The 25,267-nt window shown below is 63.9% G+C and carries 38 protein-coding genes and 1 pseudogene; 2 read left to right on the top strand and 37 right to left on the bottom strand.

All coding sequences use genetic code 11. The features are described 5' to 3' along the window. The first annotated feature begins 113 nt into the window (after positions 1-113). Entirely contained in the window at positions 114-1,661 is a 1,548-nt protein-coding gene (locus tag KBI52_RS09145) for a sensor histidine kinase (protein ID WP_210806916.1), read from the top strand. A gap of 25 nt (positions 1,662-1,686) precedes the next feature. On the opposite strand, the gene ftsH is transcribed toward KBI52_RS09145, so the two are convergent. Together ftsH and KBI52_RS09155 are read right to left on the bottom strand one after the other, a co-directional pair. Further along, a complete protein-coding gene (gene ftsH, locus KBI52_RS09150) occupies positions 1,687-3,411 on the bottom strand; it encodes an ATP-dependent zinc metalloprotease FtsH (protein ID WP_210806918.1) in 1,725 nt (574 codons plus the stop codon). Between the two features lie 165 nt (positions 3,412-3,576). Beyond that, positions 3,577-3,852, bottom strand: a complete 276-nt coding sequence (locus KBI52_RS09155; RefSeq protein WP_173945678.1) for a GNAT family N-acetyltransferase — start codon at positions 3,850-3,852, stop codon at positions 3,577-3,579. Between the two features lie 143 nt (positions 3,853-3,995). On the opposite strand from KBI52_RS09155, the gene KBI52_RS09160 reads away from it, so the two are divergent. Then, a complete protein-coding gene (locus KBI52_RS09160; RefSeq protein WP_210806920.1) occupies positions 3,996-4,463 on the top strand; it encodes a hypothetical protein in 468 nt (155 codons plus the stop codon). 3 nt (positions 4,464-4,466) lie between these two features. Here the strand turns inward: KBI52_RS09160 and KBI52_RS09165 are convergent, their stop codons facing one another. The 35 genes and pseudogenes from KBI52_RS09165 to KBI52_RS09335 form a co-directional block, all read right to left on the bottom strand. Continuing rightward, positions 4,467-5,057 carry a GNAT family N-acetyltransferase gene (locus KBI52_RS09165; protein ID WP_210806922.1) on the bottom strand — a complete coding sequence of 197 codons (591 nt, stop codon included), beginning with the start codon at positions 5,055-5,057 and terminating at the stop codon, positions 4,467-4,469. Positions 5,058-5,177: 120 nt separating this feature from the next. Continuing rightward, a complete protein-coding gene (locus KBI52_RS09170; RefSeq protein WP_173945681.1) occupies positions 5,178-5,639 on the bottom strand; it encodes a hypothetical protein in 462 nt (153 codons plus the stop codon). Positions 5,640-5,753: 114 nt separating this feature from the next. After that, positions 5,754-7,013: an RluA family pseudouridine synthase gene (locus tag KBI52_RS09175; protein ID WP_210806924.1), complete on the bottom strand. Its 1,260-nt coding sequence runs from the start codon at positions 7,011-7,013 to the stop codon at positions 5,754-5,756. Between the two features lie 43 nt (positions 7,014-7,056). Next, positions 7,057-7,443, bottom strand: coding sequence for a fluoride efflux transporter CrcB (gene crcB / locus KBI52_RS09180; RefSeq protein ID WP_173945683.1), 387 nt, complete (start codon positions 7,441-7,443; stop codon positions 7,057-7,059). A 3-nt stretch (positions 7,444-7,446) separates the two neighbouring features. After that, positions 7,447-8,766 carry a replication-associated recombination protein A gene (locus KBI52_RS09185; RefSeq protein WP_173945684.1) on the bottom strand — a complete coding sequence of 440 codons (1,320 nt, stop codon included), beginning with the start codon at positions 8,764-8,766 and terminating at the stop codon, positions 7,447-7,449. Then, a complete protein-coding gene (locus KBI52_RS09190) occupies positions 8,763-9,209 on the bottom strand; it encodes a GNAT family N-acetyltransferase (RefSeq protein ID WP_210271944.1) in 447 nt (148 codons plus the stop codon). The genes KBI52_RS09185 and KBI52_RS09190 overlap by 4 nt, the downstream gene beginning before the upstream one ends. Further along, positions 9,206-10,612 carry a Do family serine endopeptidase gene (locus KBI52_RS09195; protein WP_210806926.1) on the bottom strand — a complete coding sequence of 469 codons (1,407 nt, stop codon included), beginning with the start codon at positions 10,610-10,612 and terminating at the stop codon, positions 9,206-9,208. The genes KBI52_RS09190 and KBI52_RS09195 overlap by 4 nt, the downstream gene beginning before the upstream one ends. Positions 10,613-10,753: 141 nt before the next feature. Then, complete coding sequence (rplQ, locus tag KBI52_RS09200) at positions 10,754-11,176, bottom strand: 50S ribosomal protein L17 (protein ID WP_173945686.1); 423 nt, start codon at positions 11,174-11,176, stop codon at positions 10,754-10,756. 123 nt (positions 11,177-11,299) lie between these two features. Beyond that, entirely contained in the window at positions 11,300-12,322 is a 1,023-nt protein-coding gene (locus tag KBI52_RS09205; protein WP_173945687.1) for a DNA-directed RNA polymerase subunit alpha, read from the bottom strand. 89 nt (positions 12,323-12,411) lie between these two features. Beyond that, positions 12,412-12,801: a 30S ribosomal protein S11 gene (gene rpsK / locus KBI52_RS09210; RefSeq protein WP_009764323.1), complete on the bottom strand. Its 390-nt coding sequence runs from the start codon at positions 12,799-12,801 to the stop codon at positions 12,412-12,414. Between the two features lie 78 nt (positions 12,802-12,879). After that, on the bottom strand, positions 12,880-13,248 hold the full coding sequence (gene rpsM, locus KBI52_RS09215; protein WP_173945688.1) for a 30S ribosomal protein S13: 369 nt from the start codon (positions 13,246-13,248) through the stop codon (positions 12,880-12,882). Positions 13,249-13,443: 195 nt separating this feature from the next. Next, the gene (locus tag KBI52_RS09220) at positions 13,444-14,025 is read right to left on the bottom strand and encodes an adenylate kinase (protein ID WP_173945689.1); all 582 of its coding nucleotides are present in this window, start codon (positions 14,023-14,025) and stop codon (positions 13,444-13,446) included. A gap of 54 nt (positions 14,026-14,079) precedes the next feature. Next, positions 14,080-15,417, bottom strand: a complete 1,338-nt coding sequence (secY, locus tag KBI52_RS09225; protein WP_173945690.1) for a preprotein translocase subunit SecY — start codon at positions 15,415-15,417, stop codon at positions 14,080-14,082. 105 nt (positions 15,418-15,522) lie between these two features. Continuing rightward, positions 15,523-15,996: a 50S ribosomal protein L15 gene (gene rplO, locus KBI52_RS09230; RefSeq protein WP_173945691.1), complete on the bottom strand. Its 474-nt coding sequence runs from the start codon at positions 15,994-15,996 to the stop codon at positions 15,523-15,525. Positions 15,997-16,006: 10 nt separating this feature from the next. Beyond that, positions 16,007-16,213, bottom strand: a complete 207-nt coding sequence (gene rpmD / locus KBI52_RS09235) for a 50S ribosomal protein L30 (RefSeq protein ID WP_173945692.1) — start codon at positions 16,211-16,213, stop codon at positions 16,007-16,009. A 14-nt stretch (positions 16,214-16,227) separates the two neighbouring features. Then, complete coding sequence (gene rpsE / locus KBI52_RS09240; RefSeq protein ID WP_173945693.1) at positions 16,228-16,797, bottom strand: 30S ribosomal protein S5; 570 nt, start codon at positions 16,795-16,797, stop codon at positions 16,228-16,230. Positions 16,798-16,861: 64 nt separating this feature from the next. After that, positions 16,862-17,224 (bottom strand): 50S ribosomal protein L18, encoded by a 363-nt coding sequence (gene rplR / locus KBI52_RS09245; protein ID WP_173945694.1) that lies wholly within the window; start codon positions 17,222-17,224, stop codon positions 16,862-16,864. Positions 17,225-17,236: 12 nt separating this feature from the next. After that, on the bottom strand, positions 17,237-17,770 hold the full coding sequence (gene rplF / locus KBI52_RS09250) for a 50S ribosomal protein L6 (RefSeq protein WP_173945695.1): 534 nt from the start codon (positions 17,768-17,770) through the stop codon (positions 17,237-17,239). Positions 17,771-17,807: 37 nt separating this feature from the next. Continuing rightward, on the bottom strand, positions 17,808-18,203 hold the full coding sequence (gene rpsH, locus KBI52_RS09255; RefSeq protein ID WP_173945696.1) for a 30S ribosomal protein S8: 396 nt from the start codon (positions 18,201-18,203) through the stop codon (positions 17,808-17,810). Positions 18,204-18,218: 15 nt separating this feature from the next. Continuing rightward, positions 18,219-18,524 (bottom strand): 30S ribosomal protein S14, encoded by a 306-nt coding sequence (gene rpsN / locus KBI52_RS09260; protein WP_036358373.1) that lies wholly within the window; start codon positions 18,522-18,524, stop codon positions 18,219-18,221. 39 nt (positions 18,525-18,563) lie between these two features. After that, positions 18,564-19,130: a 50S ribosomal protein L5 gene (gene rplE, locus KBI52_RS09265; protein WP_173945697.1), complete on the bottom strand. Its 567-nt coding sequence runs from the start codon at positions 19,128-19,130 to the stop codon at positions 18,564-18,566. After that, on the bottom strand, positions 19,123-19,440 hold the full coding sequence (gene rplX / locus KBI52_RS09270; protein WP_173945698.1) for a 50S ribosomal protein L24: 318 nt from the start codon (positions 19,438-19,440) through the stop codon (positions 19,123-19,125). Before rplX ends, rplE begins: the two co-directional genes overlap by 8 nt. Beyond that, entirely contained in the window at positions 19,440-19,808 is a 369-nt protein-coding gene (gene rplN, locus KBI52_RS09275; RefSeq protein WP_009764309.1) for a 50S ribosomal protein L14, read from the bottom strand. Before rplN ends, rplX begins: the two co-directional genes overlap by 1 nt. Before the next feature lie 164 nt (positions 19,809-19,972). Then, entirely contained in the window at positions 19,973-20,212 is a 240-nt protein-coding gene (rpsQ, locus tag KBI52_RS09280; RefSeq protein WP_099511396.1) for a 30S ribosomal protein S17, read from the bottom strand. 11 nt (positions 20,213-20,223) lie between these two features. Beyond that, positions 20,224-20,436, bottom strand: a complete 213-nt coding sequence (rpmC, locus tag KBI52_RS09285) for a 50S ribosomal protein L29 (protein WP_114947418.1) — start codon at positions 20,434-20,436, stop codon at positions 20,224-20,226. A gap of 10 nt (positions 20,437-20,446) precedes the next feature. Beyond that, the gene (rplP, locus tag KBI52_RS09290) at positions 20,447-20,860 is read right to left on the bottom strand and encodes a 50S ribosomal protein L16 (protein WP_009764306.1); all 414 of its coding nucleotides are present in this window, start codon (positions 20,858-20,860) and stop codon (positions 20,447-20,449) included. Positions 20,861-20,884: 24 nt separating this feature from the next. Continuing rightward, positions 20,885-21,589, bottom strand: a complete 705-nt coding sequence (gene rpsC / locus KBI52_RS09295; protein ID WP_036358354.1) for a 30S ribosomal protein S3 — start codon at positions 21,587-21,589, stop codon at positions 20,885-20,887. 11 nt (positions 21,590-21,600) lie between these two features. Continuing rightward, positions 21,601-21,981, bottom strand: coding sequence for a 50S ribosomal protein L22 (rplV, locus tag KBI52_RS09300; protein WP_152712967.1), 381 nt, complete (start codon positions 21,979-21,981; stop codon positions 21,601-21,603). 1 nt (position 21,982) lies between these two features. After that, positions 21,983-22,261 carry a 30S ribosomal protein S19 gene (gene rpsS, locus KBI52_RS09305; RefSeq protein ID WP_173945699.1) on the bottom strand — a complete coding sequence of 93 codons (279 nt, stop codon included), beginning with the start codon at positions 22,259-22,261 and terminating at the stop codon, positions 21,983-21,985. 15 nt (positions 22,262-22,276) lie between these two features. Continuing rightward, positions 22,277-23,113 carry a 50S ribosomal protein L2 gene (rplB, locus tag KBI52_RS09310; protein ID WP_173945700.1) on the bottom strand — a complete coding sequence of 279 codons (837 nt, stop codon included), beginning with the start codon at positions 23,111-23,113 and terminating at the stop codon, positions 22,277-22,279. Between the two features lie 20 nt (positions 23,114-23,133). Then, on the bottom strand, positions 23,134-23,430 hold the full coding sequence (locus tag KBI52_RS09315) for a 50S ribosomal protein L23 (protein ID WP_114947420.1): 297 nt from the start codon (positions 23,428-23,430) through the stop codon (positions 23,134-23,136). Then, positions 23,427-24,047, bottom strand: a complete 621-nt coding sequence (rplD, locus tag KBI52_RS09320; RefSeq protein WP_173945701.1) for a 50S ribosomal protein L4 — start codon at positions 24,045-24,047, stop codon at positions 23,427-23,429. The genes KBI52_RS09315 and rplD overlap by 4 nt, the downstream gene beginning before the upstream one ends. Next, positions 24,047-24,775 carry a 50S ribosomal protein L3 gene (rplC, locus tag KBI52_RS09325; protein WP_173945702.1) on the bottom strand — a complete coding sequence of 243 codons (729 nt, stop codon included), beginning with the start codon at positions 24,773-24,775 and terminating at the stop codon, positions 24,047-24,049. Before rplC ends, rplD begins: the two co-directional genes overlap by 1 nt. Positions 24,776-24,822: 47 nt before the next feature. Then, entirely contained in the window at positions 24,823-25,131 is a 309-nt protein-coding gene (rpsJ, locus tag KBI52_RS09330; protein ID WP_009764298.1) for a 30S ribosomal protein S10, read from the bottom strand. Between the two features lie 67 nt (positions 25,132-25,198). Continuing rightward, positions 25,199-25,267, bottom strand: a pseudogene (locus KBI52_RS09335) (elongation factor Tu); the annotation flags it as partial.

Here is a 25,267-nt window from a genome sequence, read left to right on the forward strand (position 1 = left end):
GGTCCATCCAGAGCGTGAATCACACTCGCGCCCAAAGGGGAATCCCAAATCCCCACAGGCCTTAGACCATGAGTAGCATGGGGTTCATGCGAAAAATGGGCCAAGAACAGTAGATGATAACAGTCGAGCCCATGGACCGGGACGCTCTGCTGCACAGGCTGGCGGAACTGGAGCGCGAGAACCGCGAGTTGCGGGCGCAGCTGCAGACCAGCAGGTCGTCGGTCGGCGCCCGCTCTGATTCGGCACATGGCCGCTCCACCGAGAGCACCGAATGGCCGCCTCATGTCAGCGAGCAGAAGCTCCGGCAGATCGCCGATCATCTTCCCGCCCTGGTGGCCTATGTCGACGCCGATCAGCGCTACCGCTTCAACAACCGGGCGTACGAGATCTGGATCGGGCGCACGCCGGAGAGCCTGTATGGCCTCCACCTGTGGGAAGCCGTAGGAACCCCGGCTTATGAGCGGACGAGGCCCTATATCGAGGCAGCCCTCGCCGGGGAGCGGACGGGTCACGAGTGGTGGGCGCCCTTTCGCACGGGCATGCGCTACGTCAAGTCCGACTACATCCCCGACTTTGACGAAGATGGCCGGGTCATCGGCTTTTATGTGCTGGCCGCCGACCTCTCCGAGATGAAGCGCTCACAGGCGGCTCTGGCCGAAAGCGAGGCTCGTCTGCGCCTCGCCATCGACGCGGGGCGAATGGCCGTCTGGGAGGTGGAAACCGCAACGGATTCGGTGACAGCGTCACCGGAGCTCAAGCGACTCTTCGGCCTTCCGTCGGACGCCGTCCTGACGACCGAGGAGCTCAGAGCGCACTACTGCCCGGGCGAACGGGAACGCCTTCGAGCCATCGCCCGGGAGGCCATGGCCCGTGGGGACAGACATATGGAAACGGAGCTTCGGATCACCTGGCCCGACGGCTCCCTGCACTGGCTGCTGCTCCGGGCCGAGATGCAGGACTTCAAGGACGGTCTACCGGCGAGGACCTTGGGCGTCGCGCTAGACGTCACGGAGATGAAGCGGGCCGAGGAGCACCAGCAACTTCTCATCAACGAACTCAATCATCGCGTGAAGAATACCCTGGCGACCGTGCAGTCCATCGCGTCGCAGAGCCTGCGCAACGCGGAGACCGCGAGCGAAGCCCGCGATGCGGTCGAGGGACGCTTGTTTGCCCTCTCCCGTGCTCATGACGTACTGACCCGCGAGAACTGGGACGGAGCCTACCTGCGCGAGGTCGTCCAGGAAGCCATCGCGCCGTTTCAGGCCGATGGGCACGGCCGGTTCGATCTGCATGGGCGGGACGTGCGCCTGCCGCCCCGGATCGCCCTCGCGGTCGCCATGGCGCTCCAGGAACTCGGCACCAACGCGGTCAAATACGGCGCCCTGTCCGATTCGACGGGAAGCGTCGCGATCACCTGGTCGCTGCGGGAGCAGGCCGATGGGACGAGGCTGGAGCTGACCTGGAGGGAAACGGACGGCCCCCGCGTCGTCGAACCGAGCCGACGCGGGTTCGGCACCCGGTTGATCGAGCGCAGCCTTGCCCAGGAGCTGCACGGGGATGTCGCCATCACCTTCGCGCCGACCGGGGTCGTCTGCACGATCCATGCGCCGCTCCAGGAGGACGGCGCGATGAAGCAGGACCTCGCCCGCATCTCGGGATGAATGGCAGGTGAGAACGGTCGCCTGGTCAGGCGGCCAGTCTCGTCTCCAGCTTCGCGACGATCTCACGGACCTCGTCGCCTTCGATCGTCTCGTGCTCCAGAAGGGCCTGGGTCAGGGCGTCGAGCGCATCGCGGTTGTCCTCGATGCAGGTCTTCGCGGCGGCGTACATCTCATCGATGATGCGGCGGATTTCCTGCTCGACCTCGCGGGGAAGGCTATCTCCCGAGCGGGCGACTCGGACCATCCCGATCGCCGGGCTCATGCCCCACTCGGTGACCATCTTGGTCACGATGTTCGTGGCGTGAGCAATGTCGCTGGCGGCTCCCGTCGTGACTCTCTTGGCCCCGAACACGATCTCCTCGGCCGCGCGGCCGCCCATGGCGACGATGAGATCCGCCTCGAGCTTCTCCACCGGAATGCAGAATCGATCATGATCGGGCAGCCGCATCACGAGCCCAAGCGCCTGGCCGTGCGGGATGATCGTGGCGCTGTGAACCTTGTCGGAGGCCGGCAGCAGGCAGGCGCAGAGGGCGTGGCCAGCCTCGTGGACGGCCACCAGCCTGCGCTCCTCGTCCGAGATCACGAGGGAGCGGCGCTCAAGCCCCATGATGATCTTGTTGCGAGCCGCTTCTAGGTGATCCCGAGTGACCTCCTCGACGCCCTCGCGGGCCGCGAAGATCGCCGCCTCGTTGAGGAGGTTGCCGAGGTCGGCGCCTGAGAAGCCCGGGGTGCCCTTGGCGATCGATGCGAGGCTCACACCCTCGGCGAGCTTCACGTTGCGGGCATGAACGTTGAGGATCGCCTCGCGGCCGCCGATATCGGGAAGCCCGATATGGACCTGACGGTCGAAGCGGCCGGGACGCAGGAGCGCCGGGTCGAGCACGTCGACGCGGTTCGTCGCCCCGATGACGATCACGCCGGCCGTGGTGTTGAAGCCGTCCATCTCCACCAGAAGCTGGTTCAGGGTCGACTCGAATTCCCTGTCGGCCGCTGATCCGCCGCCGCCGCGCTTGCGCCCGATGGCGTCGATCTCGTCGATGAAGATCAGGCAGGGGGCCTTCTTGCGCGCCTGCTCGAACAGCTTGGCGACGCGGCTCTTGGCAATGCCGATCAGGGGTGCGGAGAAGTCGCTGCCCGAGACGGCCATGAACGACACGCCGGCTTCGCCCGCCAGGGCCTTGGCAATCAGGGTCTTGCCCGTTCCGGGCGGACCGACCATCAGCAGACCGCGGGGGATGCGGGCCCCCACCTTCGTGAAAGCCTCCGAATCGCGCAGGAATGCGATCACCTCCTGCAATTCGGCCTTGGCCTCTTCCTGACCCGCGACGTCGTCGAAGCGATTGGGCAGGCTCCGGATGACGCGGGGCCAGCGCGAAGTCGGCTTGAAATCGGTCTGGATCGCCAGCATGACCAGCACGGCCGCAACGAGAACCAGCGGCACGAGGATGCTCGCCAGATGAGCCGCATCGAAGCCGGGCTTCTTGAAATCGACCTCGGCGCCGGACGCCGTGACCCGCTCGATGTAATCGGCGCTCACGAGGCCGTTGGGCATGCGCACGAAGACATTCCTGTCGCTCGTTGAGACGGAGAGCCCGCCGCTCTCGATCAGAACCTTCTGGACCTTCTTGGAAGCAAGATCCCGGGTGAACTCGGAATAGGAGATCTCGACAGGCGGCTCAGCCAGCAGGCGGGGACCGATGAACACGGCGGCCGCAATGACCAGGGCCAGGACAGCGGCAAAAACGGCCACGCTTTTATTCGCCAGAACCCTTCTGGCTTTTTCGATCACGTTGGTCACAGGCGGCGCCCCCATAGCGCGATAGGAAGGTTTTTGGAGGTGCCGCTGTTTAGTCTATTTTGACGCAGATCGCAGTACGGCGAATGGGCACACCCACCGAACAGGGGGGGATCCGGCTCAATTCAGCAGGTCAGCGTATTCCTTGTGCCGGCGGATCCAAGCCCAGGCGTAACCGCAGAGCGGCGTGATCGTCCGTCCCTCGGAGCGGGCGATCTCGGCAACCCCCCGCATGAGTTCGCCGGCGGCACCGGTTCCCCGCAGCGGAACGGCGGCCTCCACATGGCGGATCACGAGATCGGACCCGCGCCGTTCGTAATTGGCGAAGGCGATATGTCCGTTCTGCTCCAGTTCGAACCGACGACGGTCGGCATTGTCGCGAACATTGCTGCTCATGCTTCAACCCATAATGTGGACCCTGTCAGAGACCAACGTGGTCCACCGGGCGGCGTTCCTCAGGCGGCCAAGCTCCGGCGCAGGGCGGGAACAATGCCTGGCGCCGGGCGGTTTCGGGGTGGTATGATGAGGAGATTGGCCGCGTGCCGACGGTGTTCTTGGACTGTGACGGCGTGCTGGCCGATTTCGACGAGGGTGCCGCCCGGGTGTTCGGCATGCCTCCGGCCGAATACGAACGCCGGTTCGGCCTGAAGCGCTTCTGGTCGGGCCTTGCCGCGACACCGGACTTCTTCAACACCCTTGAGCCTCTTCCCGACGCTATGGACCTGTTCGACGCGGTCTGTCACCTCGACCCGGTGGTCCTGACCGGCTTACCACGTGGGAACTGGGCCGAGCCGCAGAAGCGGCGCTGGGCCGAGAGATACTTTCCCGGAACCAGGGTGATCACCACCACGGCCGCCCTGAAGCGCGAACATTGCCATCCTGGCGACGCGCTGGTCGATGACCGGGAGAAGGATCGCCATCGCTGGGAACGAGCAGGCGGCATCTTCATCCACCATCGGAATGCAGCGGCCTCGACCAGGCTGCTGCGGGAACACGGCTTCATCTGACGGTTAGGCCGAGGCCATCTTCCTTTCGAGGCCCGCCTTCACCGCAGGCCACTCGTCCCGGACAATACTGTAGACCGCTGTATCGCGGATATGCCCATCGGGCATGATCATGTGCTGCCGCAGGATCCCGTCGAGCCTGGCGCCGAGACGTTCGATGGCGGCGCGGGACTGATCGTTTCGGGCATGGGTGCGGATCTCGACCGCGAGACAGTCCAGAACCTCGAAGGCATGCCGCAGCATGAGGAACTTCGCGTGCGTGTTGACAAAAGTCCGCTGCCAGGACCGGGCGATCCAAGTGGTGCCGATCTCGACCCGGTGATTGGCCGCATCGATGTTCATGTAGCGTGTCGAGCCGACAAGCCGGGTGCCATCGTTCACCACCGTCGCGAATGGCAGGGCAAGACCAGCCGCCTGAAGCTCGAGGGCCTTCTGCACGTAAGCGTCAAAGCCCTCGGGCCGGGGCACCGTCGTGGTTTTCTTGTCCCAGAGTTCGCCGTCAGCGGCGGCCATGCCCAGAGCGGGCACATCGGTGAGGCTCAAAGGACGCAGGGTCAAAATGTCGGTGGAAAGGGTGACAGGCTCGATGTTCAGCATGGGAAAAGCGCCTTTGCGGTCTGCCGCTTTGTCCCCGATTCCGGAACGGCCCGCAATGGTCAAGGCTCCATCAGGAGGCCTCACCGCCTCCTGACGAGGCCATCCATGGTGCGGCCCTGCTCAGCTCAACAGATAGACGAGGCCCGGCAGACTCACGGCCAGGGCGGCCAGTAACCAAGCGCCGACTGCCGACTCCCAGGCGACATTGCCGGTCGCATTCCGCAATCTCTGAGCACAGGTCCCGGCCTCCATCGTGCGGCCGCTCAGGCAGGAGCAGAGGGCATAGTGAGCTTGGCCATCCGACAGGGCGAAGTAGCGCATGGCATCGCCGAGCCGGTCGCTCGACAACCCGTCCGCGCGCAGGACGGGGTCCTCATAGGCCACAGTGAGCGGCGAGTCGTCCTCGCGGAGCAGCGCGCGCTCCGCTGGCGGCTTGTACTCGATTTCACCAAGGGAGCTGAGGCGGCGCTTGGGATCCGTTTCGAGCAGATCGATCCACCGCTGGAGTCGTTCCTCGCGGGACAAAGGTCTCGGCTGAACGTCGGCTACGCTACGGAGCTGATCAAGAGGCTTGTGTTCCATCGATCTCCTCCCTGCCAGTCACTCAGACAGCCGAAGGGCTGACGAGACGCTCGATGCTGCGCGCCATGCGCGGCGAAAGTGCGACTGGGACGAAGAGCGAAGGAGGTATGGAGGCTACTCTTCAGGTGCCTCGACGATGGGGTCGTAACGGCTCGTGTCGAGCCCGAGCAGGTTGAAGCTCTGCTGCATGTGCGGCGGCAGCGGCGCCGTCACGTCAATAGGCTTGCCTGTGCGCGGATGCGCGATGACGATGCGGCGCGCCAGCAGATGCAGCTTGTTTTGAATGCCGCCGGGCAGCTCCCAGTTCTCGATGTCGAAATATTTCGGGTCGCCGACGATGGGGTGCCCGATATGGGCCGTGTGGGCGCGCAGCTGGTGCGTGCGCCCCGTGACCGGCTTCAGCGACAGCCAGGCGAGCTTCTGAGCGGCCGTATCGACCACCGCGTAGTAGGTGAGCGCATGGCTCGCACCCTCGTCCCCATGGCGCGCGACCCGCATGCGGGAATCGCCCTCGTCCCCCTCCTTGGCGAGATAGGTCGAGACCCTGCCCTGACGGACGCGTGGCACGCCGGCCACGAGCGCCCAGTAGATCTTGCGGGTGGTGCGAGAGCGGAAGGATTTCGCCATGGTGGACGCGGCAAAGCGCGTCTTGGCGATCACGAGGCAGCCGGCCGTGTCCTTGTCGAGACGATGCACGAGGCGCGGTTTCTGCCCATCCTCGTCGGTCAGAGCATCGAGCATTCCGTCCACATGCCGCTTGGTGCCCGACCCGCCCTGGACCGCAAGGCCCATCGGCTTGTTGATGATGAGAACGTCCTTATCCTCGTAAAGCGTGATCGACTTTAGGAAGTCGCGGTCGTCCTGGTCCTTGGCCGCGCTGCGGGAAACCGGACGCGGCTGATCGAGCTTCAGAGGCGGGACGCGGACCTTCTGGCCGGGCATCAGACGCTCGTTCGGCTGCGCCCGCTTTCCGTCGATGCGCAGCTCCCCTTTTCGGACGATACGCTGGATATGGGTGAAGGCGAGCTGCGGGAACCGGGCGACCAGGAAACGGTCGACGCGCATGTCGGCCTCGTCCGGTTCGACCACGAGAGTCTGAACGCCGGTCGCCAGCACCTCCTGGGCGGCCGCCTTGGCCTGAGCCCGGGTCGGACCGCGAGGAGCCTCCGCGGCAGGTCCCGGCTGCTTGGGACGCGCGGCCGGCTTCTCGCGCAGTGTTGATGGCGCGCGGGTTGTGCCAGCCGCCGATTTCGCCGTGCGCTGCTTGGCCGGGGCCGACTTGCGGGCGGGCTTGTCCTCGTGCGAGCGAAAACCCTGCCGGGCACCCGAGCGCCCGCCACGGGCGCCATTCTGTCCTGAACCGCTTTTTCTCATGAATCTGTGGGTACCAGAGCGCCGCGCGGGCGGCAATCGAGGTTTAGCCGGAGACCGCCCGGATCAACCCGAGACCGACAGCCAATCCTGCGATGGAGAGAATGAGCGAGGCAATGACATAGGTTGCCGCAATCCCAGCCTGCCCCCGTTCCCAGATCAGCACCGCATCGAGGGAAAAGGCCGAGAAGGTGGTGAAGCCGCCCAGGATCCCAGTCGTGAGGAACAAGCGGAGTGGCTGGCTCCAGCCCTCGCCGGCCTTGAAGGCGAGCCATCCCGCAAGGGCTCCCATGACGAAGGACCCCACAACGTTCACCGTCAGCGTCCCCCAGGGGAATGCCGTCCCGCACATGCGGGCGCAGCCGACATTCACCCCGTGCCGGAGAGCACCGCCGATGCCTGCGCCTAGAAAGACGAGGAGATACGCCTTCATGGGCTATTCGCCGTTTCCACTGCGCCGCTCCCGGCGCAGCCTCTCCCACCACTCCAGCCGCTTCCTGATCTCCCGCTCGAAGCCACGGTCCACGGGTTCGTAGAACGATTTCCGCCCCAGCTTCTCGGGCCAGTAATCCTGCCCGGAGAATGCATCCGGCTCGTCGTGGTCATAGGCATAGCTCTCGCCGTAGCCGATCTGCTTCATGAGCTTGGTCGGCGCGTTGAGGATCGTCTTGGGCGGCATGAGAGAGCCATGCTCCTTCGCCACCCGGGTAGCGGACTTGTAGGCGGTATAGAGCGCGTTCGATTTCGGCGCGGTGGCGAGATAGACGGCCGCCTGCGCGAGGGCCAGTTCCCCCTCCGGGGAGCCGAGGAAATCGAATGCATCCTTGGCCGCATTGGCGATGACCAGGGCCTGCGGATCGGCCATGCCGATGTCCTCCACGGCCGCCCGGACCAGCCTGCGCGCGATGAAGAGCCGGTCCTCGCCTGCGTCGAGCATGCGGGTCAGATAGTACAGTGCCGCATCCGGGTCCGATCCGCGGATGGTTTTATGCAGGGCGGAGATGAGGTTGTAATGGCCTTCCTGACCCTTGTCGTAGATCGGGGCGCGGCGCTGGATGATCTCCTGCAGCTGCTCCGCGTCGAAGACCTCGCCGGGCTTCGCCGAGCGCCAGACCTCCTCGGCGAGCGTCAACACGGCCCGCCCGTCCCCGTCCGCCATCCGCACGAGGGACGCCTTCGCCTCATCGTCGAGGGGCAGTGTCTTCTCTGTGACCTCCTCGGCCCGGGCCAGGATCTGCCCGATGGCCGTTTCGTCGAGCGACTTGAACAGGAGCACGCGGGCGCGGGAGAGAAGCGCCGCATTCAGCTCGAAGGACGGGTTCTCCGTAGTCGCTCCCACCAGCGTGATGGTGCCGTCTTCCATCACCGGCAGAAACGCGTCGAGCTGAGCCCGGTTGAAGCGGTGGATCTCGTCGACGAAGAGCAGCGTGCCCTTGCCGGTGGAGCGGCGATGGCGCGCCGCCTCGAAGACTTTCTTGAGATCGGCCACGCCGGAAAAGATCGCCGAAATCTGCTCGAAATGAAGATCCGTCTCATGAGCGAGCAGCCGCGCCACGGTGGTCTTGCCGGTGCCGGGTGGTCCCCAGAAGACGAGGGATCCCAGCGTCTTGGACGCGATGAGCCGGGTGAGGATGCCGTCGGGCCCGACCAGATGATCTTGGCCGACCACCTCGGACAGCTTGGTCGGACGCATCCTGTCCGCCAGGGGACGAGGCGCGTTCCGGTCCAGGCCGGCGGATGAGAACAGATCGCTCATTGTGATGCAGAGCTCAAGCGCGCATAGACGTCGGGATCCAGCCGCACCATGAGTCTTTCAGGATTTTCAGGGGTTTGGAAGCCGAACGGCTCATAAAGCCTGTGGGCATCGCGCGTTACGAGCATCCAGCGCCGGAGAAGCTGCAGCTCGGGATGCCCCATGATGGCCCGGATCAAGGCCTTGCCGGCGCCCTGCCCTCTGACCGAGGCGCAGACATAGACGTCGCAGAGATAGGCGAACGTGGCGCGATCGGTCACGACCCGGGCGAAGCCCCGCAGATCGTCCGCGGCGTCATGGAGGCCGAAACACAAGGAATTCGCCACGGACCTCTCGAACATGTCCCGCGGCAAACCCTTGGCCCAGTAGCTCTCGGCCGATATCCAGCGATAGGCGGTCTCGACATCCGGCGGCGCCAGATCGGTCGAGATTGTCCAGGTGCTCACCGGCCGAGCACCGTCGTAAAGACCCGTCCACCGCGGTTGACGGTGATCTCCCAATAACCGCCGTTGCGGTTGATCAGGCGATCCGCGTCCTTCGTCGATGTCACGCGTTCGCCGTTGATAGCCACGATCTGGTCACCCTTTTCGAAGCCCACGCTGGCCGCGACGCTGCGATCCTCCAGATCCGCCACGACGATACCATCGTCGGCGATCTCGATCTGCAGTTCGTCCGCGACGGCCGGCGACATGTTCACGAGGGTCGCGCCGGCGAACGGCGTCCGGGCCTTCCCGCGCACCGGCTCCCTAGGCGGGTTTTCCGGCGGGGGCATCAGCCTGACCGGGATCGTCGTCTGCTTGCCGCTCCGGAGAACGGTCAGCGGGGCTTGGCCCTGGGTGCCCTTGAGGGTGAAGCGGTAGCCGAAGGAATCCGGATTATCGACCGGCTGCCCGTCGACCATCAGGATCGCGTCACCGCGCTTGAGTCCCGCCTCGGCGGCGGGCCCCTTGTCATAGACGGAGGTCACGAGAACGCCTGTGGGACGTTCGAGGCCAAGACCACTGGCAATGTCGCCGTCCACCGGCTGGAGGCGCGCGCCGAGCCAAGGCCGCACCACGTTCTTTGCGCCTCCCTTGGCGGAATTCAGCACCACCCGGACCATGCTCGACGGAACGGCGAAGCCGATGCCGATGCTGCCGCCGGACCGGGAATAGATCGCCGTGTTGATGCCGACCACGCGGCCGTTCATATCGATGAGAGCGCCGCCGGAATTACCCGGGTTGATGGCGGCATCCGTCTGGATGAAGAATTGGTAGTCGGAAATGCCGACCTGGGTGCGGGCAAGGGCCGAGACGATCCCCTGTGTGACCGTCTGTCCGACACCGAAAGGGTTGCCGATGGCCAGCACGAGATCGCCGACCTGCAGGGCTTCAGAATCGCCGAGTTCGACGGCCTGAAGATTCGTGGCGTCCTTGAGCTTCAGCACGGCGATGTCGGTGCGCGGATCGCGCAGGAGAATATCGGCTGCGAATTCTCGCCGGTCCGCAAGCGCGACCTTCACCTCGTTCATGTTCTCGATCACATGGTTGTTCGTGATCACGAGCCCGGACGGATCGACGATGACCCCGGACCCGAGGGAGCTCTGCGACCGGCCGCGCGGAACACCCGGGGCGTTGTCGCCGAAGAAACGGCGAAAATACTCCTCCATGGCGGCGTTCTGCCGGCGTTCCGAGCGGCTGGCATAGACGTTCACGACCGACCCGACCGTCTGCCGCACCACAGGCGCGAAGGAGAGCTGAACCTGGGCTTGGCTATCGGGGATCACGCGTTGCGTCTGGCCCTGCGCTCCTGCGACCCCGAGAGCGAGCAGGACAGCGGACAGTGACAGGCGAAAAGGCGAAGAGCGCATAACGGGCGAATCCTTTGATCGGCGAGGTCATTCGATAGAGCGCGGAACTCGAAACACCAAGTTCCGCAACGTCAGATTGACCGTTTCAAACAAAAAGGGCGGTCCGAAGACCGCCCTTGATGAAATCTCTGGAGCCGAGACTTACTCGGCTGCCTCGACGAGCTCGTCCTTCTGGGTCGGGCCCGAATCCTGACCGCGCGCATCGACGTCGCGGTCCACGAACTCGATCACGGCCAGCGGAGCGTTGTCGCCATAGCGGAAGCCTGCCTTCAGGACGCGGGTATAGCCGCCGTTGCGGTCCTGGTAGCGCTTGCCCAGCACGTCGAAAAGCTTCTTGACCATGGTCTCGTCGCGCAGCTTGGACATGGCGAGGCGGCGGGCATGCATGTCGCCGCGCTTGCCGAGGGTGATCAGCTTCTCGACGACGGGACGCAGGTCCTTCGCCTTCGGCAGCGTCGTGACGATCTGCTCGTGCTTGATCAGCGCAGCCGCCATATTGGCGAACATGGCCTTGCGGTGTTCGGTCGTGCGGTTGAAGCGACGACCACGGAATCCGTGACGCATTGGCTTTCTCCTAGATTCTACGGCCGCCGTGCCAAGGAACGGACCGCCTCTCTTGATTGACCACCCTTAAGGTGGGGCAGATGAAGGAGCCGCCGCTCATGAAGGACGGCGGCTCCGACGAACTTAGTAGTGCTCTTCGAAGCGCTTCGCGAGGTCTTCGATGTTCTCCGGCGGCCAGCCCGGCACGTCCATGCCGAGGTGCAGGCCCATGCCGGCCAGAACTTCCTTGATCTCGTTGAGCGACTTGCGGCCGAAGTTCGGGGTGCGGAGCATTTCCGCCTCTGACTTCTGGATCAGGTCGCCGATATAGACGATGTTGTCGTTCTTCAGGCAGTTCGCCGAACGGACCGACAGCTCGAGCTCGTCGACCTTCTTGAGAAGAGCCGGGTTGAACGGCAGCTGCGGCGCGGCGGCAGCGGCCTCTTCCTTGCGCGGCTCTTCGAAGTTGACGAAAACCTGGAGCTGGTCCTGCAGGATCCGGGCGGCATAGGCCACGGCATCCTCAGGGGTCACGGCGCCGTTGGTCTCGACCGTCATGATCAGCTTGTCGTAGTCGAGAATCTGGCCTTCGCGGGTGTTCTCGATGCGATAGGAGACCTTCTTCACCGGGCTATAGAGCGAGTCGACCGGGATCAGTCCGATCGGAGCGTCCTCGGAGCGGTTGCGCTCGGCCGGAACGTAGCCCTTGCCGGTGTCGACCGTGAACTCCATGCGGATCTCGGCGCCCTCGTCGAGGGTGCAGAGAACGAGATCGGGGTTCAGGATCTGCACGTCGCCGATCGTGTTGATGTCACCGGCGGTCACGGCGCCAGGGCCGGTCTTGCGGAGCGTCATGCGCTTCGCACCCTCGCCCTGCATCTTGATGGCGATCGTCTTCACGTTGAGGACGATGTCGGTCACGTCCTCACGGACGCCCGGGATGGACGAGAACTCGTGCAGCACGCCATCGATATGGATCGCCGTCACGGCCGCGCCCTGGAGCGACGACAGGAGGACCCGGCGCAGCGAGTTGCCGAGCGTCGTGCCGAAGCCACGCTCGAGCGGCTCGGCCACGACCGTCGCGATGCGCTTCGGATCGTCACCGGGGGCGACTTCAAGCTTGTTCGGCTTAATCAGCTCTTGCCAGTTCTTTTGGATCACAACCACACCTCATGAGGTACGGCTTGAAGGGAGGCTTGCGGCCAGCCCTTTAAACCGGAACGCGCGTGGGCTTTGGACCCACGCGCCGGATAACCTTAGACGCGGCGACGCTTGCGCGGGCGGCAGCCGTTGTGCGGGATCGGCGTCACGTCACGGATCGACGTGACGGTGAAGCCGGCCGACTGGAGGGCGCGCAGAGCGGACTCACGGCCGGAGCCGGGGCCGGACACCTCGACCTCGAGGGTGCGCATGCCGTGCTCGGCCGCCTTGCGGGCCGCATCTTCAGCGGCGATCTGCGCCGCGTACGGGGTCGACTTACGCGAACCCTTGAAACCCATGGCGCCGGCCGAGGACCAGGAGATCGTGTTGCCCTGGGCGTCGGTGATGGTGATCATGGTGTTGTTGAACGAGGCGTTCACATGTGCCACGCCGGAAACGATGTTCTTGCGTTCGCGGCGGCGGACGCGGGTAGCTTCTTTAGCCATTCCAAAGATCCTTCAAGCGCGCCCGTCGTTCCAGGCGCTCGGGAGAAAAGGCCACCCATGGCGGGTGGCCGGATAGAATTACTTCTTCTTGCCGGCGATCGGCTTCGCCTTGCCCTTGCGGGTACGGGCGTTCGTATGGGTGCGCTGACCGCGGACCGGAAGGCTGCGACGGTGGCGCAGTCCACGGTAGGCGGCGAGATCCATGAGGCGCTTGATGTTCATGGACACTTCGCGGCGCAGATCGCCTTCCACGATATAGTCGCGGTCGATCGTCTCGCGGATAGCCAGAACTTCGGCGTCGGTCAGCTGATTCACGCGGCGCTCGGCCGGGATGTTGACCTTCTCGACGATCTCCTGGGCCTTCTTGGGCCCAATGCCGTGGATGTACTGAAGGGCGATCACGACGCGCTTTGCGGTCGGGATGTTGACGCCTGCGATACGGGCCATTGTCCGTCTCCATATGGGAAGCAGATGCTTCGGGTTTTGGTTGTCGCGCGTCCGGTGGAGGCCGGCCCCTGCGCGGGTTACTTATGCAAAACACAGCAAACCAGAGCAGCTTCTCAGGAAGCCCTCTGGATCTGCAGGTTCTTGTGCAAGAGCTTGCCCCTAACGGAAATTAACCCGTTCGTCAAGCCCTGTTGTTCAGCGACCGACGATTCCCTTGACCGCATCGGTGACCTCGTCGATCGGCCTCATGCCGTCGACGGTCTTCAGCATGCCCTTCTCGGCATAATAGGCCGAAAGCGGAGCCGTCTGAGTCCGGTAAGCCTCCAGGCGGGTCTTGAACACGTCCGGATTGTCGTCCTTGCGGACGGGTTCTCCACGAGCCTCGGTTTCCCGGGCGCGCTTGACGATCCGGTCGACGAGCTCGGCCTCGTTCACCTTGAACTCGATGACCGCGTCGAGCTTGAGGCCTTTGGCAGCCAGCATGGCGTCGAAGGCCTCAGCCTGGGCGACCGTCCGGGGGAAACCGTCGAGGATGAAGCCGTTCCTGGCGTCTGCCTCCTCGATTCGGTCGGCGATAATGCCGACGACGATCTCGTCCGATACGAGATCGCCGCGATCCATGACGGCCTTGGCCTTGAGGCCGACCGGCGTGCCGGCCGCCACGGCTGCGCGGAGCATGTCGCCCGTTGAAAGCTGGGGAATACCCAACCTGTCGACCAGGCGAACGGCCTGAGTGCCTTTCCCGGCCCCCGGCGGCCCCAGCAGAATCATCCTCATCGACGTCCCCCTGACTTCGTCGAATGTGCTCGCCTGCAGGCGAAGCGTTGAACCTTAGCGTCTACGTGCGCCCTTGAGCTTCGCCTTCTTGACGAGACCCTCGTACTGGTGAGCCAAGAGATGGCCATGCACCTGAGCGACCGTGTCCATCGTAACAGACACGACGATCAGAAGCGAAGTGCCGCCAAAGTAGAATGGCAAAGCCGCGTAGGATACCAGCAGTTCGGGAATCAGGCAGATGATCACCAGGTAGGCGGCGCCGAGCACAGTGATACGCGTCAGCACCTGGTCGATGAAGTCGGCCGTGCGCTCGCCCGGGCGGATGCCGGGAATGAAGCCGCCCTGTTTCTTCAGGTTGTCCGCCGTCTCGGTCGGGTTGAAGACGATCGCCGTGTAGAAGAAGGCGAAGAACACGATTAGCGCCGCGTACAGGAACATGTAGGCGGGACGCCCGTGGCCCAGATAGGCGGTCAGCATCGAGATGAAGCCGGTCCCGTCCGTGTTCGTCTGAAAGCTGGCAATGGTCGCCGGCAGCAGCAGCAGCGAGGACGCGAAGATCGGCGGGATGACGCCGGAGGTGTTCAGCTTGAGCGGCAGGAACGACGTTTGACCCTCGTACATCCGGTTGCCGACCTGGCGCTTCGGATAGTTGATCAGCAAGCGGCGCTGCGCGCGCTCCATGAACACCACGAAGTAGATGATGGCGACCGCCATCACGATCACTCCGAGAATCAGGCCCGTCGAAATCGCGCCCTGGCGGCCCAGCTCGAGGGTGCCGGCGACCGCCGTCGGCAGGTTCGCCACGATGCCGGCGAAGATTATCAGAGAGGTGCCGTTGCCGATGCCGCGCGACGTGATCTGCTCGCCCAGCCACATGAGGAACATGGTTCCGCCGGTCAGTGTGATTACGGTCGAGACCAGGAAGAACGGCCCCGGCGACTGTACGATCGTGCCGGAGCTCTGCAGCCCTACGGCGATGCCCCAGGACTGAAACACGGCCAAGAAGACGGTGAGGTAGCGCGTATACTGGTTCAGGATCTTGCGTCCTGCCTCCCCTTCCTTCTTGAGCGCCTCCAGGGAGGGCAGAACGGATGTCAGAAGCTGGACGATGATCGAAGCCGAAATGTACGGCATGATGTTCAGGGCGAAGATCGCCATGCGCTCCACGGCACCGCCCGAGAACATGTTGAACAGACCGAGCACGCCGCCGCTGGCGCCCTGGAAGCTCTGCCGGAGAGCCTCCGGGTCGATCCCGGGCAGCGGAATGTAGGTGCCGAGACGGTAGACGATGAGCGCGCCCAACGTGAACCAGATGCGCTTCTTCAGCTCATCGGCCTTGGCGATGGCGCCGAAATTGATGTTTGCCGCAAGTTGCTCGGCTGCTGAGGCCATAGTTGTGTCCCCGAAATTCCTGGTACGTGACGGTCATCACGCAAACGGCGGCCACGCGATCAGACGCGGGCCGCCGCTTGGATCTTAGTCAATGTGGGCGCGGGCTCACGCCTGCGCAACGGCACCCAGCAGGGTGACCGAGCCACCAGCCTTCTCGATCGCTTCGACGGCCGATTTGGACGCGCCGTAGACCTGGAAGGAAAGCTTCGCCGTCAGCTCGCCGACGCCGAGGATCTTCACGCCGTCGCGCGGCTTGGACACCACGCCGGCGGCAACAAGCGTCTCGACCGTCACGGGAGCACCCGTGTCGAGCTTGCCGGCCTCGATGGCCTGCTGAATGCGCCCGACATTGACCTCGTTCAGGTCGATGGCGTTCGGCTTGTTGAAGCCGCGCTTCGGCAGACGACGGTGCAGAGGCATCTGACCGCCTTCGAAGCCCTTGATCGCCACGCCGGTACGGGCCTTCTGACCCTTCACGCCGCGGCCACCGGTCTTGCCCTTGCCCGAGCCGATGCCACGGCCCACGCGCATGCGGTTCTTGGTGGAACCTTCGTTGTCACGAATTTCGTTGAGTTTCATGACGCTCTCCTCACTGCCCGTCGACAACGCGCACGAGGTGCTTGACCTTTTCGATCATGCCGCGCACAGCCGGCGTGTCTTCCAAGGTCGAGGTACGGTGAAGCTTGTTGAGCCTGAGGCCGATCAGCGTTTGGCGCTGCTTGGCCTCGCGGCGGATCGGCGAGCCGATCTGCTCAACGGTGACGGTCTTACCAGCCGAAGCAGGATTCTTTGCCATGGTCAAAGCCTCCCTTACGCTTCAGCGCCAGCGACTTCGCTGGCATCCGCATCGCGGCGGCGAGCCTGCAGCGTCGAGACCTTCAGGCCGCGGCGAGCGGCGACCGAACGCGGGCTGTCCTCGTTCTTGAGCGCATCGAAGGTGGCGCGCACGAGGTTGTAGGGGTTCGACGAGCCGAGCGACTTGGCGACCACGTCCTGCATGCCCACCACTTCGAAAACGGCGCGCATCGGGCCGCCGGCGATGATGCCGGTACCCTGGGGAGCGGCACGCAGCACGACCTTGCCGGCGCCGTGACGGCCGTTGACGTCGTGGTGGAGCGTGCGGCCCTCGCGGAGGGCGACGCGGATCATGGAGCGCTTGGCAGCATCGGTGGCCTTGCGGATCGCTTCCGGCACCTCACGGGCCTTGCCGTGGCCGAAGCCGACGCGGCCCTTCTGGTCGCCGACGACGACAAGCGCGGCGAAGCCGAAGCGACGGCCGCCCTTCACGACTTTGGCGACGCGGTTGATGTGGACCAGGCGGTCCACGAATTCGCTGTCGCGCTCTTCGCGATCAGCACGTTCTCTGGGTTCTCTAGCCATGAGACCTCTCACTTGCGCGGGCGGCGGGCCCGCTCGCTAAGGGTTGCTTGGATTATACCCGCCGTTAGAAATCCAGACCGCCTTCACGGGCAGCGTCGGCGAGAGCCTTGACGCGGCCGTGATAGAGGTAGCCCGAGCGGTCGAAGATGACCTGCTTCACGCCGGCCTGAACCGCGCGCTCGGCAACGAGCTTGCCCACTTCCTTCGCCGCATCCACGGTGGCTCCGGTCTTGAGCTTGCCCTTCACGTCAGCCTCGAGGGTCGAAGCCGAGGCGACCGTATGGCCGCTCACGTCGTCGATGACCTGGGCGTAGATCTGCTTGGACGAACGGAAGACCGACAAACGCGGACGGCCATTCGCTGCCTTCTTGATCGCACGGCGCACACGAGCCTTGCGGCGATCTTCAGCGCCTTTCTTCTCAGCCATGATACGTCGTCCTTACTTCTTCTTGCCTTCCTTGCGGAAGATGAACTCGTCGGAGTACTTGACGCCCTTGCCCTTGTAGGGCTCCGGACCGCGGTATTCGCGGATCTCGGCGGCGGTCTGACCGACGACCTGCTTGTCGATGCCGGCCACGACGACCTCCGTCGGACGGGGCGTCGTGATCGTCACGCCGGCCGGGATCACGTAGTCGATATCGTGGCTGTAGCCCAGCGACAGCTTCAGCACCTTGCCGGCAACGGCGGCCTTGTAACCGACGCCGTTGATCTCAAGGCGCTTCTCGAAGCCCTTGGACACGCCTTCGACCAGGTTCGCCACCTGGGCGCGGGACATGCCCCACTTTGCACGGGCCGTCTTGGACTCGTCGCGCGGGTTCACCGACACGGCGCCGTTCTCAAGAGCAACCGACACTTCTTCAGGAACGAGGAACGAGAGTTCGCCCTTCGTGCCCTTAACCTTCACCATCTGACCGTCAACGGTAGCCGTCACACCTGACGGAACCGTAACGGGCTTCTTGCCTACTCGGGACATTTTCGAATCTCCGTGGTTCTGTGCGGGTGCTTCGGCCTTAGAAGACCTTGCAGAGCACTTCGCCGCCCACGTTCTTCTCACGGGCCTCGTGATCGGCCATCACGCCCTGCGGCGTCGAGAGAATGGTGATGCCCAGACCGTCGGCCACGCGAGGCATGGTGTCGACGGAGGCATACACGCGGCGGCCGGGCTTGGAGACACGCTCGATGGAGCGGATCACCGGCTGACCGTCATAATACTTGAGCTCGATCGAGAACTCCGTTCGGCCGTTGCCGAACTCGGTCTGCGAGTAGTCGCGGATGTAGCCCTCGGACTTGAGAACCTCGAGGACGCGAGCGCGGAGCTTCGAGCCGGGGGTGGAGACGGACCCGCGACGGCGCATCTGCGCGTTGCGGATACGGGTGAGCATATCGCCCAACGGATCGTTGATCATATGATGCCCTCCCCCTTACCAGCTGGACTTCACGAGGCCCGGGATCAGGCCCTTGTTGCCCAGTTCCCGCAGAGCGATACGGGACATGCCGAGTTTGCGGTAGTAGGCGCGCGGACGGCCCGTGATCTCGCAGCGGTTGCGGATGCGGGTCTTGCTCGCATTACGCGGCAGCTCAGCCAGCTTGAGGCGCGCTTCGAAGCGCTCCTCCATGGACTTCGACTCGTCGTTGGCGACCGCCAGAAGGCGCTCGCGACGGCCGGCGAACTTCTTCACCAGCTCACGACGATGCTTGTTCTTCTCAATAGCGCTTTTCTTTGCCATGCTTTTATCTCCAGTGTCCGCGTTTGAGGACAGCTATCCTCACTGCCGGAACGGGAAGTTGAAGTGACGCAGCAGGGCGCGGGCTTCTTCGTCGGTTTTCGCCGTGGTGGTGATGACGACGTCCATGCCCCAAACCTGCTCGACCCTATCGTAATTGATCTCAGGGAACACGAGGTGCTCCTTGATGCCCATTGCGTAGTTGCCGCGGCCGTCGAACGACTTGGGGTTCAAGCCCCGGAAGTCGCGGACGCGCGGGAGAGCAATGGTCACGAGACGGTCAAGGAACTCGTACATGCGCACCTTGCGCAGCGTGACCTTGGCGCCGATCGGCATGTTCTCGCGGACCTTGAACTGCGAGATAGCCTTGCGGGCCTTCGTGATCACCGGCTTCTGGCCGGCGATGAGAGCGAGGTCAGCCGCAGCGACCGAAGCCTTCTTCGAGTCGGCGGTCGACTCGCCAACGCCCATGTTGAGCACGATCTTCTCGATCGTCGGCACTTCCATGGGGTTCTTGTAGCCGAATTCTTCAATGAGCTTCGGACGCACCACTTCCTCGTAGTGCTTCTTCAGCCGCGGCGTGTAGCCGTCCACCTGAGCCTTAGCCATCGATCAGGTCCCCCGAACGCTTGGCGAAACGGACCTTGCGGCCGTCTTCCAGAACTTTGAAACCAACCCGGGTCGGCTTGCCGTCCTTCGGGTCCGCATAGGCCAGGTTCGACAGATGGATGCTCGCCTCTTTCGAGATGATGCCACCTTCGGCATTCGCCGTCTGGCGCTGGTGACGCTTCACGAGGTTGACGCCGCGGACGACCGCGCGCTCTTCCTTCGGGAGCATCTGCACGACTTCACCGGTCTTGCCCTTGTCGCGACCGGTCAGGACGACGACCTTATCGCCCTTCTTGATCTTCGCGGCCATTAGAGCACCTCCGGCGCAAGCGAAATGATTTTCATGTGGTTCTTGGCACGCAGTTCACGCGGAACCGGGCCGAAGATTCGGGTGCCGACCGGCTCTTTCTGATTGTTGATCAGAACGGCGGCATTCCGGTCGAAGCGGATGACCGAGCCGTCAGCGCGGCGGATGTCCTTCGCGGTGCGAACGACGACTGCCTTCATGACATCGCCCTTCTTCACGCGGCCGCGCGGAATAGCCTCTTTTACGGATACGACGATGATATCGCCCACGGAAGCGTACTTACGCTTCGAACCGCCGAGAACCTTGATGCACATCACGCGACGGGCGCCGGAATTATCGGCGACGTCAAGATTCGTCTGCATCTGGATCATGGCTTTGATCCTTTCCTTTGTTTCAGACAGGTTTCCGGGCCAAGGCAGGATTGCCCCCCGGACTACGCCTGACGGGGATCTCTTGTCCCCTGCCCTTCAAATGTCGAGAGAGGCGGCCGTATACACGAACCGCCCCCGTTTGACAACCCCTAGAGAAGGCTTTGTTAAGCCTTCGCTTGGTCGACGAGCACCCAGGTCTTCAGTTTGGAGAGCGGCTTGGTCTCTTCGATGAAGACCGTGTCGCCCACCTTGGCTGTGTTGTTCTCGTCGTGAGCATGGTAGTTCTTCGTCTTACGCACGGTCTTCTTCATGACCGGGTGCGTGAAACGGCGTTCCACCTTCACAACGACCGTCTTGTCCTGCTTGTCGCTGACAACGACGCCCTGCAAAACGCGCTTCGGCATCTTGATCCCCTTTAAGCCTTCGCCGCAGCGGCCTTCTGGCGCTGCAGCGTCTTGACGCGGGCGATGTCCCGACGGACTTCGCGGACACGTCCGGTGTTCTCGAGCTGGCCGGTGGCGCGCTGGAAGCGGAGGTTGAACTGCTCCTTCTTCAGGTTCAGCAGCTCGTCCGTCAGCTGGTCCTGCGACATCGCGTTGAGGTCGGAGGCTCTCTGCTTAGACTTCATGATCCCCTCCTTACTCGGCAATGCGCTGGATGAAGCGCGTCTTGATTGGGAGCTTCGCGGCGCCGAGACGAAGAGCCTCGCGAGCGATATCCTCCGGCACGCCGTCGATCTCGAACATGATACGGCCAGGCTTGACCTTAGCCGCCCAGTACTCGGGAGCGCCCTTACCCTTACCCATACGCACTTCGGTCGGCTTGGTCGACACAGGCACGTCCGGGAAGATGCGGATCCATACCCGGCCCGCACGCTTCATCGCGCGGGTGATGGCGCGGCGAGCCGCCTCGATCTGACGAGCGTTGACGCGCTCGGGTTCCATCGCCTTCAGGCCGAACTGGCCGAAGTTGAGGTCCGTGCCGCCCTTCGCGGTGCCAGAGATGCGGCCCTTGAATTGCTTACGGAACTTGGTTTTCTTCGGTTGCAACATGGCAAACCTCTCCTGACCTCTCGGTTACGCCGCCTGCTCGCGGCGGCCACCGGAGCGGCCTCCTTCGTCGTTCATCCGCTTGTCCTGGGCCATCGGATCGTGCTCAAGGATTTCGCCCTTGAAGATCCAGACCTTGATGCCGCAGGTGCCATAGGTCGTGAAGGCCGTGGACGTACCGTAATCCACGTCCGCACGCAGGGTGTGCAGCGGAACGCGGCCCTCGCGGTACCATTCGAGGCGGGCGATTTCAGCGCCACCCAGACGGCCCGAGCAGTTGATACGGATACCCTCGGCGCCCAGACGCATGGCCGATTGAACGGCACGCTTCATGGCGCGGCGGAAAGCGACACGGCGCTCGAGCTGCTGGGCGATCGAGTCGGCCACCAGCGTAGCGTCGACTTCCGGCTTACGGACCTCGACAATGTTGATCGCCACATCGGCGTCGGTCATCTTCGAGACGAGCTTGCGCAGCTTCTCGATGTCGGCGCCCTTCTTGCCGATCACCACGCCCGGACGACCCGAGTGGATGGTGACGCGACACTTCTTGTGCGGACGTTCGATGACGATCTTCGAAACGGCGGCCTGCTTCAGCTGCTTCATGAGAGCTTCGCGGATCGCCATGTCCTCATGCATCAGCTTGGCGTACTCGCCTTTGCCGGCGAACCAGCGCGAGTCCCAGGTCCGGTTGATGCCGAGCCGAAGACCGATCGGGTTAACTTTCTGACCCATCTGGTTCTCCTTTATGCCTGTTCGGCAACTTCCCGAACCACGATCGTGAGGTTCGAGAACGGCTTCATGATACGAGCACCCCGGCCGCGGGCCCGGGCGTGGAAGCGCTTCATGACAAGCGCCTTGCCGACGAAGGCCTGGCTGACGACGAGATCGTCCACATCGAGATTGTGGTTGTTCTCGGCGTTCGCAATGGCGCTCTCGAGGCACTTCTTCACGTCGCGCGCGATGCGCTTGCGGGAGAACTCGAGATCGGCGAGAGCCGCAGAAACCTTCTTGCCGCGGATAAGGGCCGCAACAAGGTTGAGCTTCTGGGGGCTGACGCGCAGCATGCGAGCGACGGCTTGTGCCTCTGTGTCGCTCAGTGCGCGAGGAGTCGCGGCCTTACCCATCTTACTTCCTCTTCGCCTTCTTGTCCGCCGCGTGGCCGTGGAAGGTGCGGGTCGGCGAGAACTCGCCGAACTTGTGACCCACCATTTCCTCGTTCACGTTGACGGGAATGTGCTTCTGACCGTTGTAGACCCCGAATGTGAGGCCCACGAACTGCGGGAGAATCGTGGAGCGGCGGCTCCAGATCTTGATAACCTCGTTGCGGCCCGAGGAACGGGCAGCCTCGGCCTTCTTGAGGAGGTAGCCGTCGACGAACGGACCCTTCCAAAGCGAACGTGCCATGACGTGCCTCTATCCTTACTTCTTCCGAGCGTGGCGGCTCGACACGATGAACTTGTCGGTCCGCTTGTTCGAACGGGTTTTCTTGCCTTTGGTCGGGACGCCCCACGGGGACACCGGATGACGACCACCGGAGGTACGGCCCTCACCACCACCGTGCGGGTGGTCGATCGGGTTCATGGCCACGCCGCGGTTGTGCGGACGCTTGCCGAGCCACCGGTTACGACCAGCCTTACCGACAGAGGTGTTCATGTGGTCCGGGTTCGACACCGCGCCGACACTGGCGAAGCACTGGCCATGGACCAAGCGCTGCTCTCCCGAGCTCAGACGGATCGTCACGTAGCCCTGGTCACGACCCACGATCTGAGCGTAGGTACCGGCGGAACGGGCGAGTGCCGCGCCCTTACCGATCTTGAGCTCGACGTTGTGGATGATCGTTCCCACCGGCATGTTGCCGATCGGCATCGCATTGCCCGGCTTGATGTCGACCTGCTCGCCAGCCGCCACCTGATCGCCGACAGCCAGACGCTGCGGAGCCAGGATGTACGACTGCTCGCCGTCGGCGTAGCGGATCAGAGCGATGAAGGCGGTGCGGTTCGGATCGTACTCGATCCGCTCCACGGTCGCCGCATCGCCCAGACGGGCGCGACGCTTGAAGTCGACCAGGCGCAGGGTGCGCTTGTGACCACCGCCACGGAAGCGGACGGTCACGCGACCCATATTGTTACGACCGCCGGAGGAGCTCTTGCCCTCCGTCAGCTTCTTGACCGGCTTGCCCTTGTAGAGCTCGCTGCGGTCCACGATCACCAGCTGGCGCAGGCCGGGGGTGATTGGTTTGAAAGTCTTCAAAGCCATCGGATCACTCTCTCGTCCGATCAGAGGCCCGTCGTGACGTCGATGGTCTGGCCCTCAACGAGGGTTACAACCGCCTTCTTCACGTCCGACCGCTGGCCGCGGGTGCCGCGGAACATCTTCACTTTGCCCTTGGTGACAAGCGTGTTGACGCTCTTCACCTTGACATCGAACAGCTTCTCAACCGCTTCCTTAATCTGCGGCTTCGTCGCATCCAGCCGCACCTTGAAGACGACCTTGTTCTGTTCGGACAGGGTCGTGGCCTTCTCGGTGATGACCGGGCTTACGATCACATCGTAATGGCGCGGGTCCAGGCTCATTTGAAACGCGCCTCCAGCGCATCGACAGCCGACTTCGTGAGAACGAGCTTCTCGCGACGCAGGATGTCATAGACGTTGATGCCCTGCACCGGCAGGACGTCGATGTTCGGGATGTTGCGAGCAGCCCGCTGGAAGTTCGTCTCGATCTCGGCGCCGCCGATGATCAGCGCGTTGCCGAGGCCGAGCTTGCCGAAGCGCTCGACGAGAGCCTTCGTCTTCGGCTCGGAGAGCTTCACGTCGTCGATCACGACGAGCGAGGCGTCCTTGGCCTTGGACGAGAGCGCATGCTTCAGGGCAAGAGCGCGGACCTTCTTGGGCAGGTCGTGCGCATGGCTGCGGACCTGCGGGCCGAAGGCACGACCGCCGCCCCGGAACTGGGGAGCACTCGCGGCGCCGTGGCGGGCGCTGCCGGTGCCCTTCTGCTTGTAGACCTTCTTGGTCGTCCGGTCGATGTCCGAACGATTCTTGACGGCGTGCGTGCCGGCCTGGCGCTTAGCGAGCTGCCAGCGAACGCAGCGGGCGAGCAGGTCGGCGCGCGGCTCGAGTCCGAAGATGGCCTCGTTCAGGTCGACCGATCCGGCGCTCGCGCCTTCGAGCGTGGTGACATCAAGCTTCATCACGCGTTCTCCTCTTGGGCCTGCTCAGCCTGGGCGGCCGGCGCAGCCTCATTGCCGGTGCGGAACGCGCCGGGCATCGGCACTTCCTTCGGCAGCTTGCGCTTCACCGCGTCGCGGACGAAGATCCAGCCGCCGGCGACGCCCGGAACGGCGCCCTCGACGAGGATCAGACCGCGCTCGACGTCGGTCGACACGACACGCAGGTTCTGCGTGGTGACGCGCTCGACGCCCAGGTGACCCGGCATTTTCTTGTTCTTGAACGTCTTGCCCGGATCCTGGCGTCCGCCGGTCGAACCGATCGACCGGTGGGAGACCGACACGCCGTGCGTGGCGCGCAGTCCGCCGAAGTTCCAGCGCTTCATGCCGCCGGCGAAGCCCTTACCGGTGGTGATGCCCGTGACGTCCACGAACTGACCGGCAATGAAGTGATCAGCGGTGATCTCGGCGCCGACCGGGATGACAGCATCCTCGGACACGCGGAACTCCGCGAGCTTGCGCTTCGGCTCGACCTGGGCCACGGCGAAACTGCCGCGCTCGGCCTTCGAAACGTTCTTGACCTTGGCCTTGCCGACGCCGACCTGCAGCGCGGTGTAGCCGTTCTTCTCCATGGTCCGGTGGGCGACGACCTGGCAGCTGTCGACCTTCAGAACCGTGACCGGGACATGTTCGCCGGCATCCGTGAAGATGCGGGTCATCCCGACTTTCTGTGCAATGACGCCTGAGCGCATGTGCGTATCCTCTCGGCGTGTCTACCGAAGGCTCCAAGCCGTAAGGCTTAGAGCTTGATTTCCACGTCCACACCAGCAGCGAGATCGAGCTTCATCAGAGCGTCAACCGTCTGCGGGGTGGGGTCCACGATATCGAGAACACGCTTGTGAGTGCGCATCTCGAACTGCTCGCGCGACTTCTTGTCGATGTGCGGCGAGCGAAGCACCGTAAAGCGCTCGATGCGCGTCGGCAGCGGGATGGGCCCGCGAACCTGAGCGCCGGTCCGCTTCGCGGTCGACACGATTTCCCGTGTCGAAGCGTCGAGGATCCTGTGGTCGAACGCCTTAAGGCGAATACGAATGTTTTGACCGTTCATGGCTTATCCATTCAACAAGGGAAGCGGCCGGACCGAAACCCGGCCGCTGTCCTTTGATCCTCTAAAATCAATCCATCACGGCGGCGACGACGCCGGCGCCGACGGTACGGCCGCCTTCGCGGATGGCGAAGCGCAG

The sequence above is a fragment of the Microvirga sp. HBU67558 genome (genome assembly GCF_018069605.1).
GTDB lineage: Bacteria > Pseudomonadota > Alphaproteobacteria > Rhizobiales > Beijerinckiaceae > Microvirga > Microvirga terrae.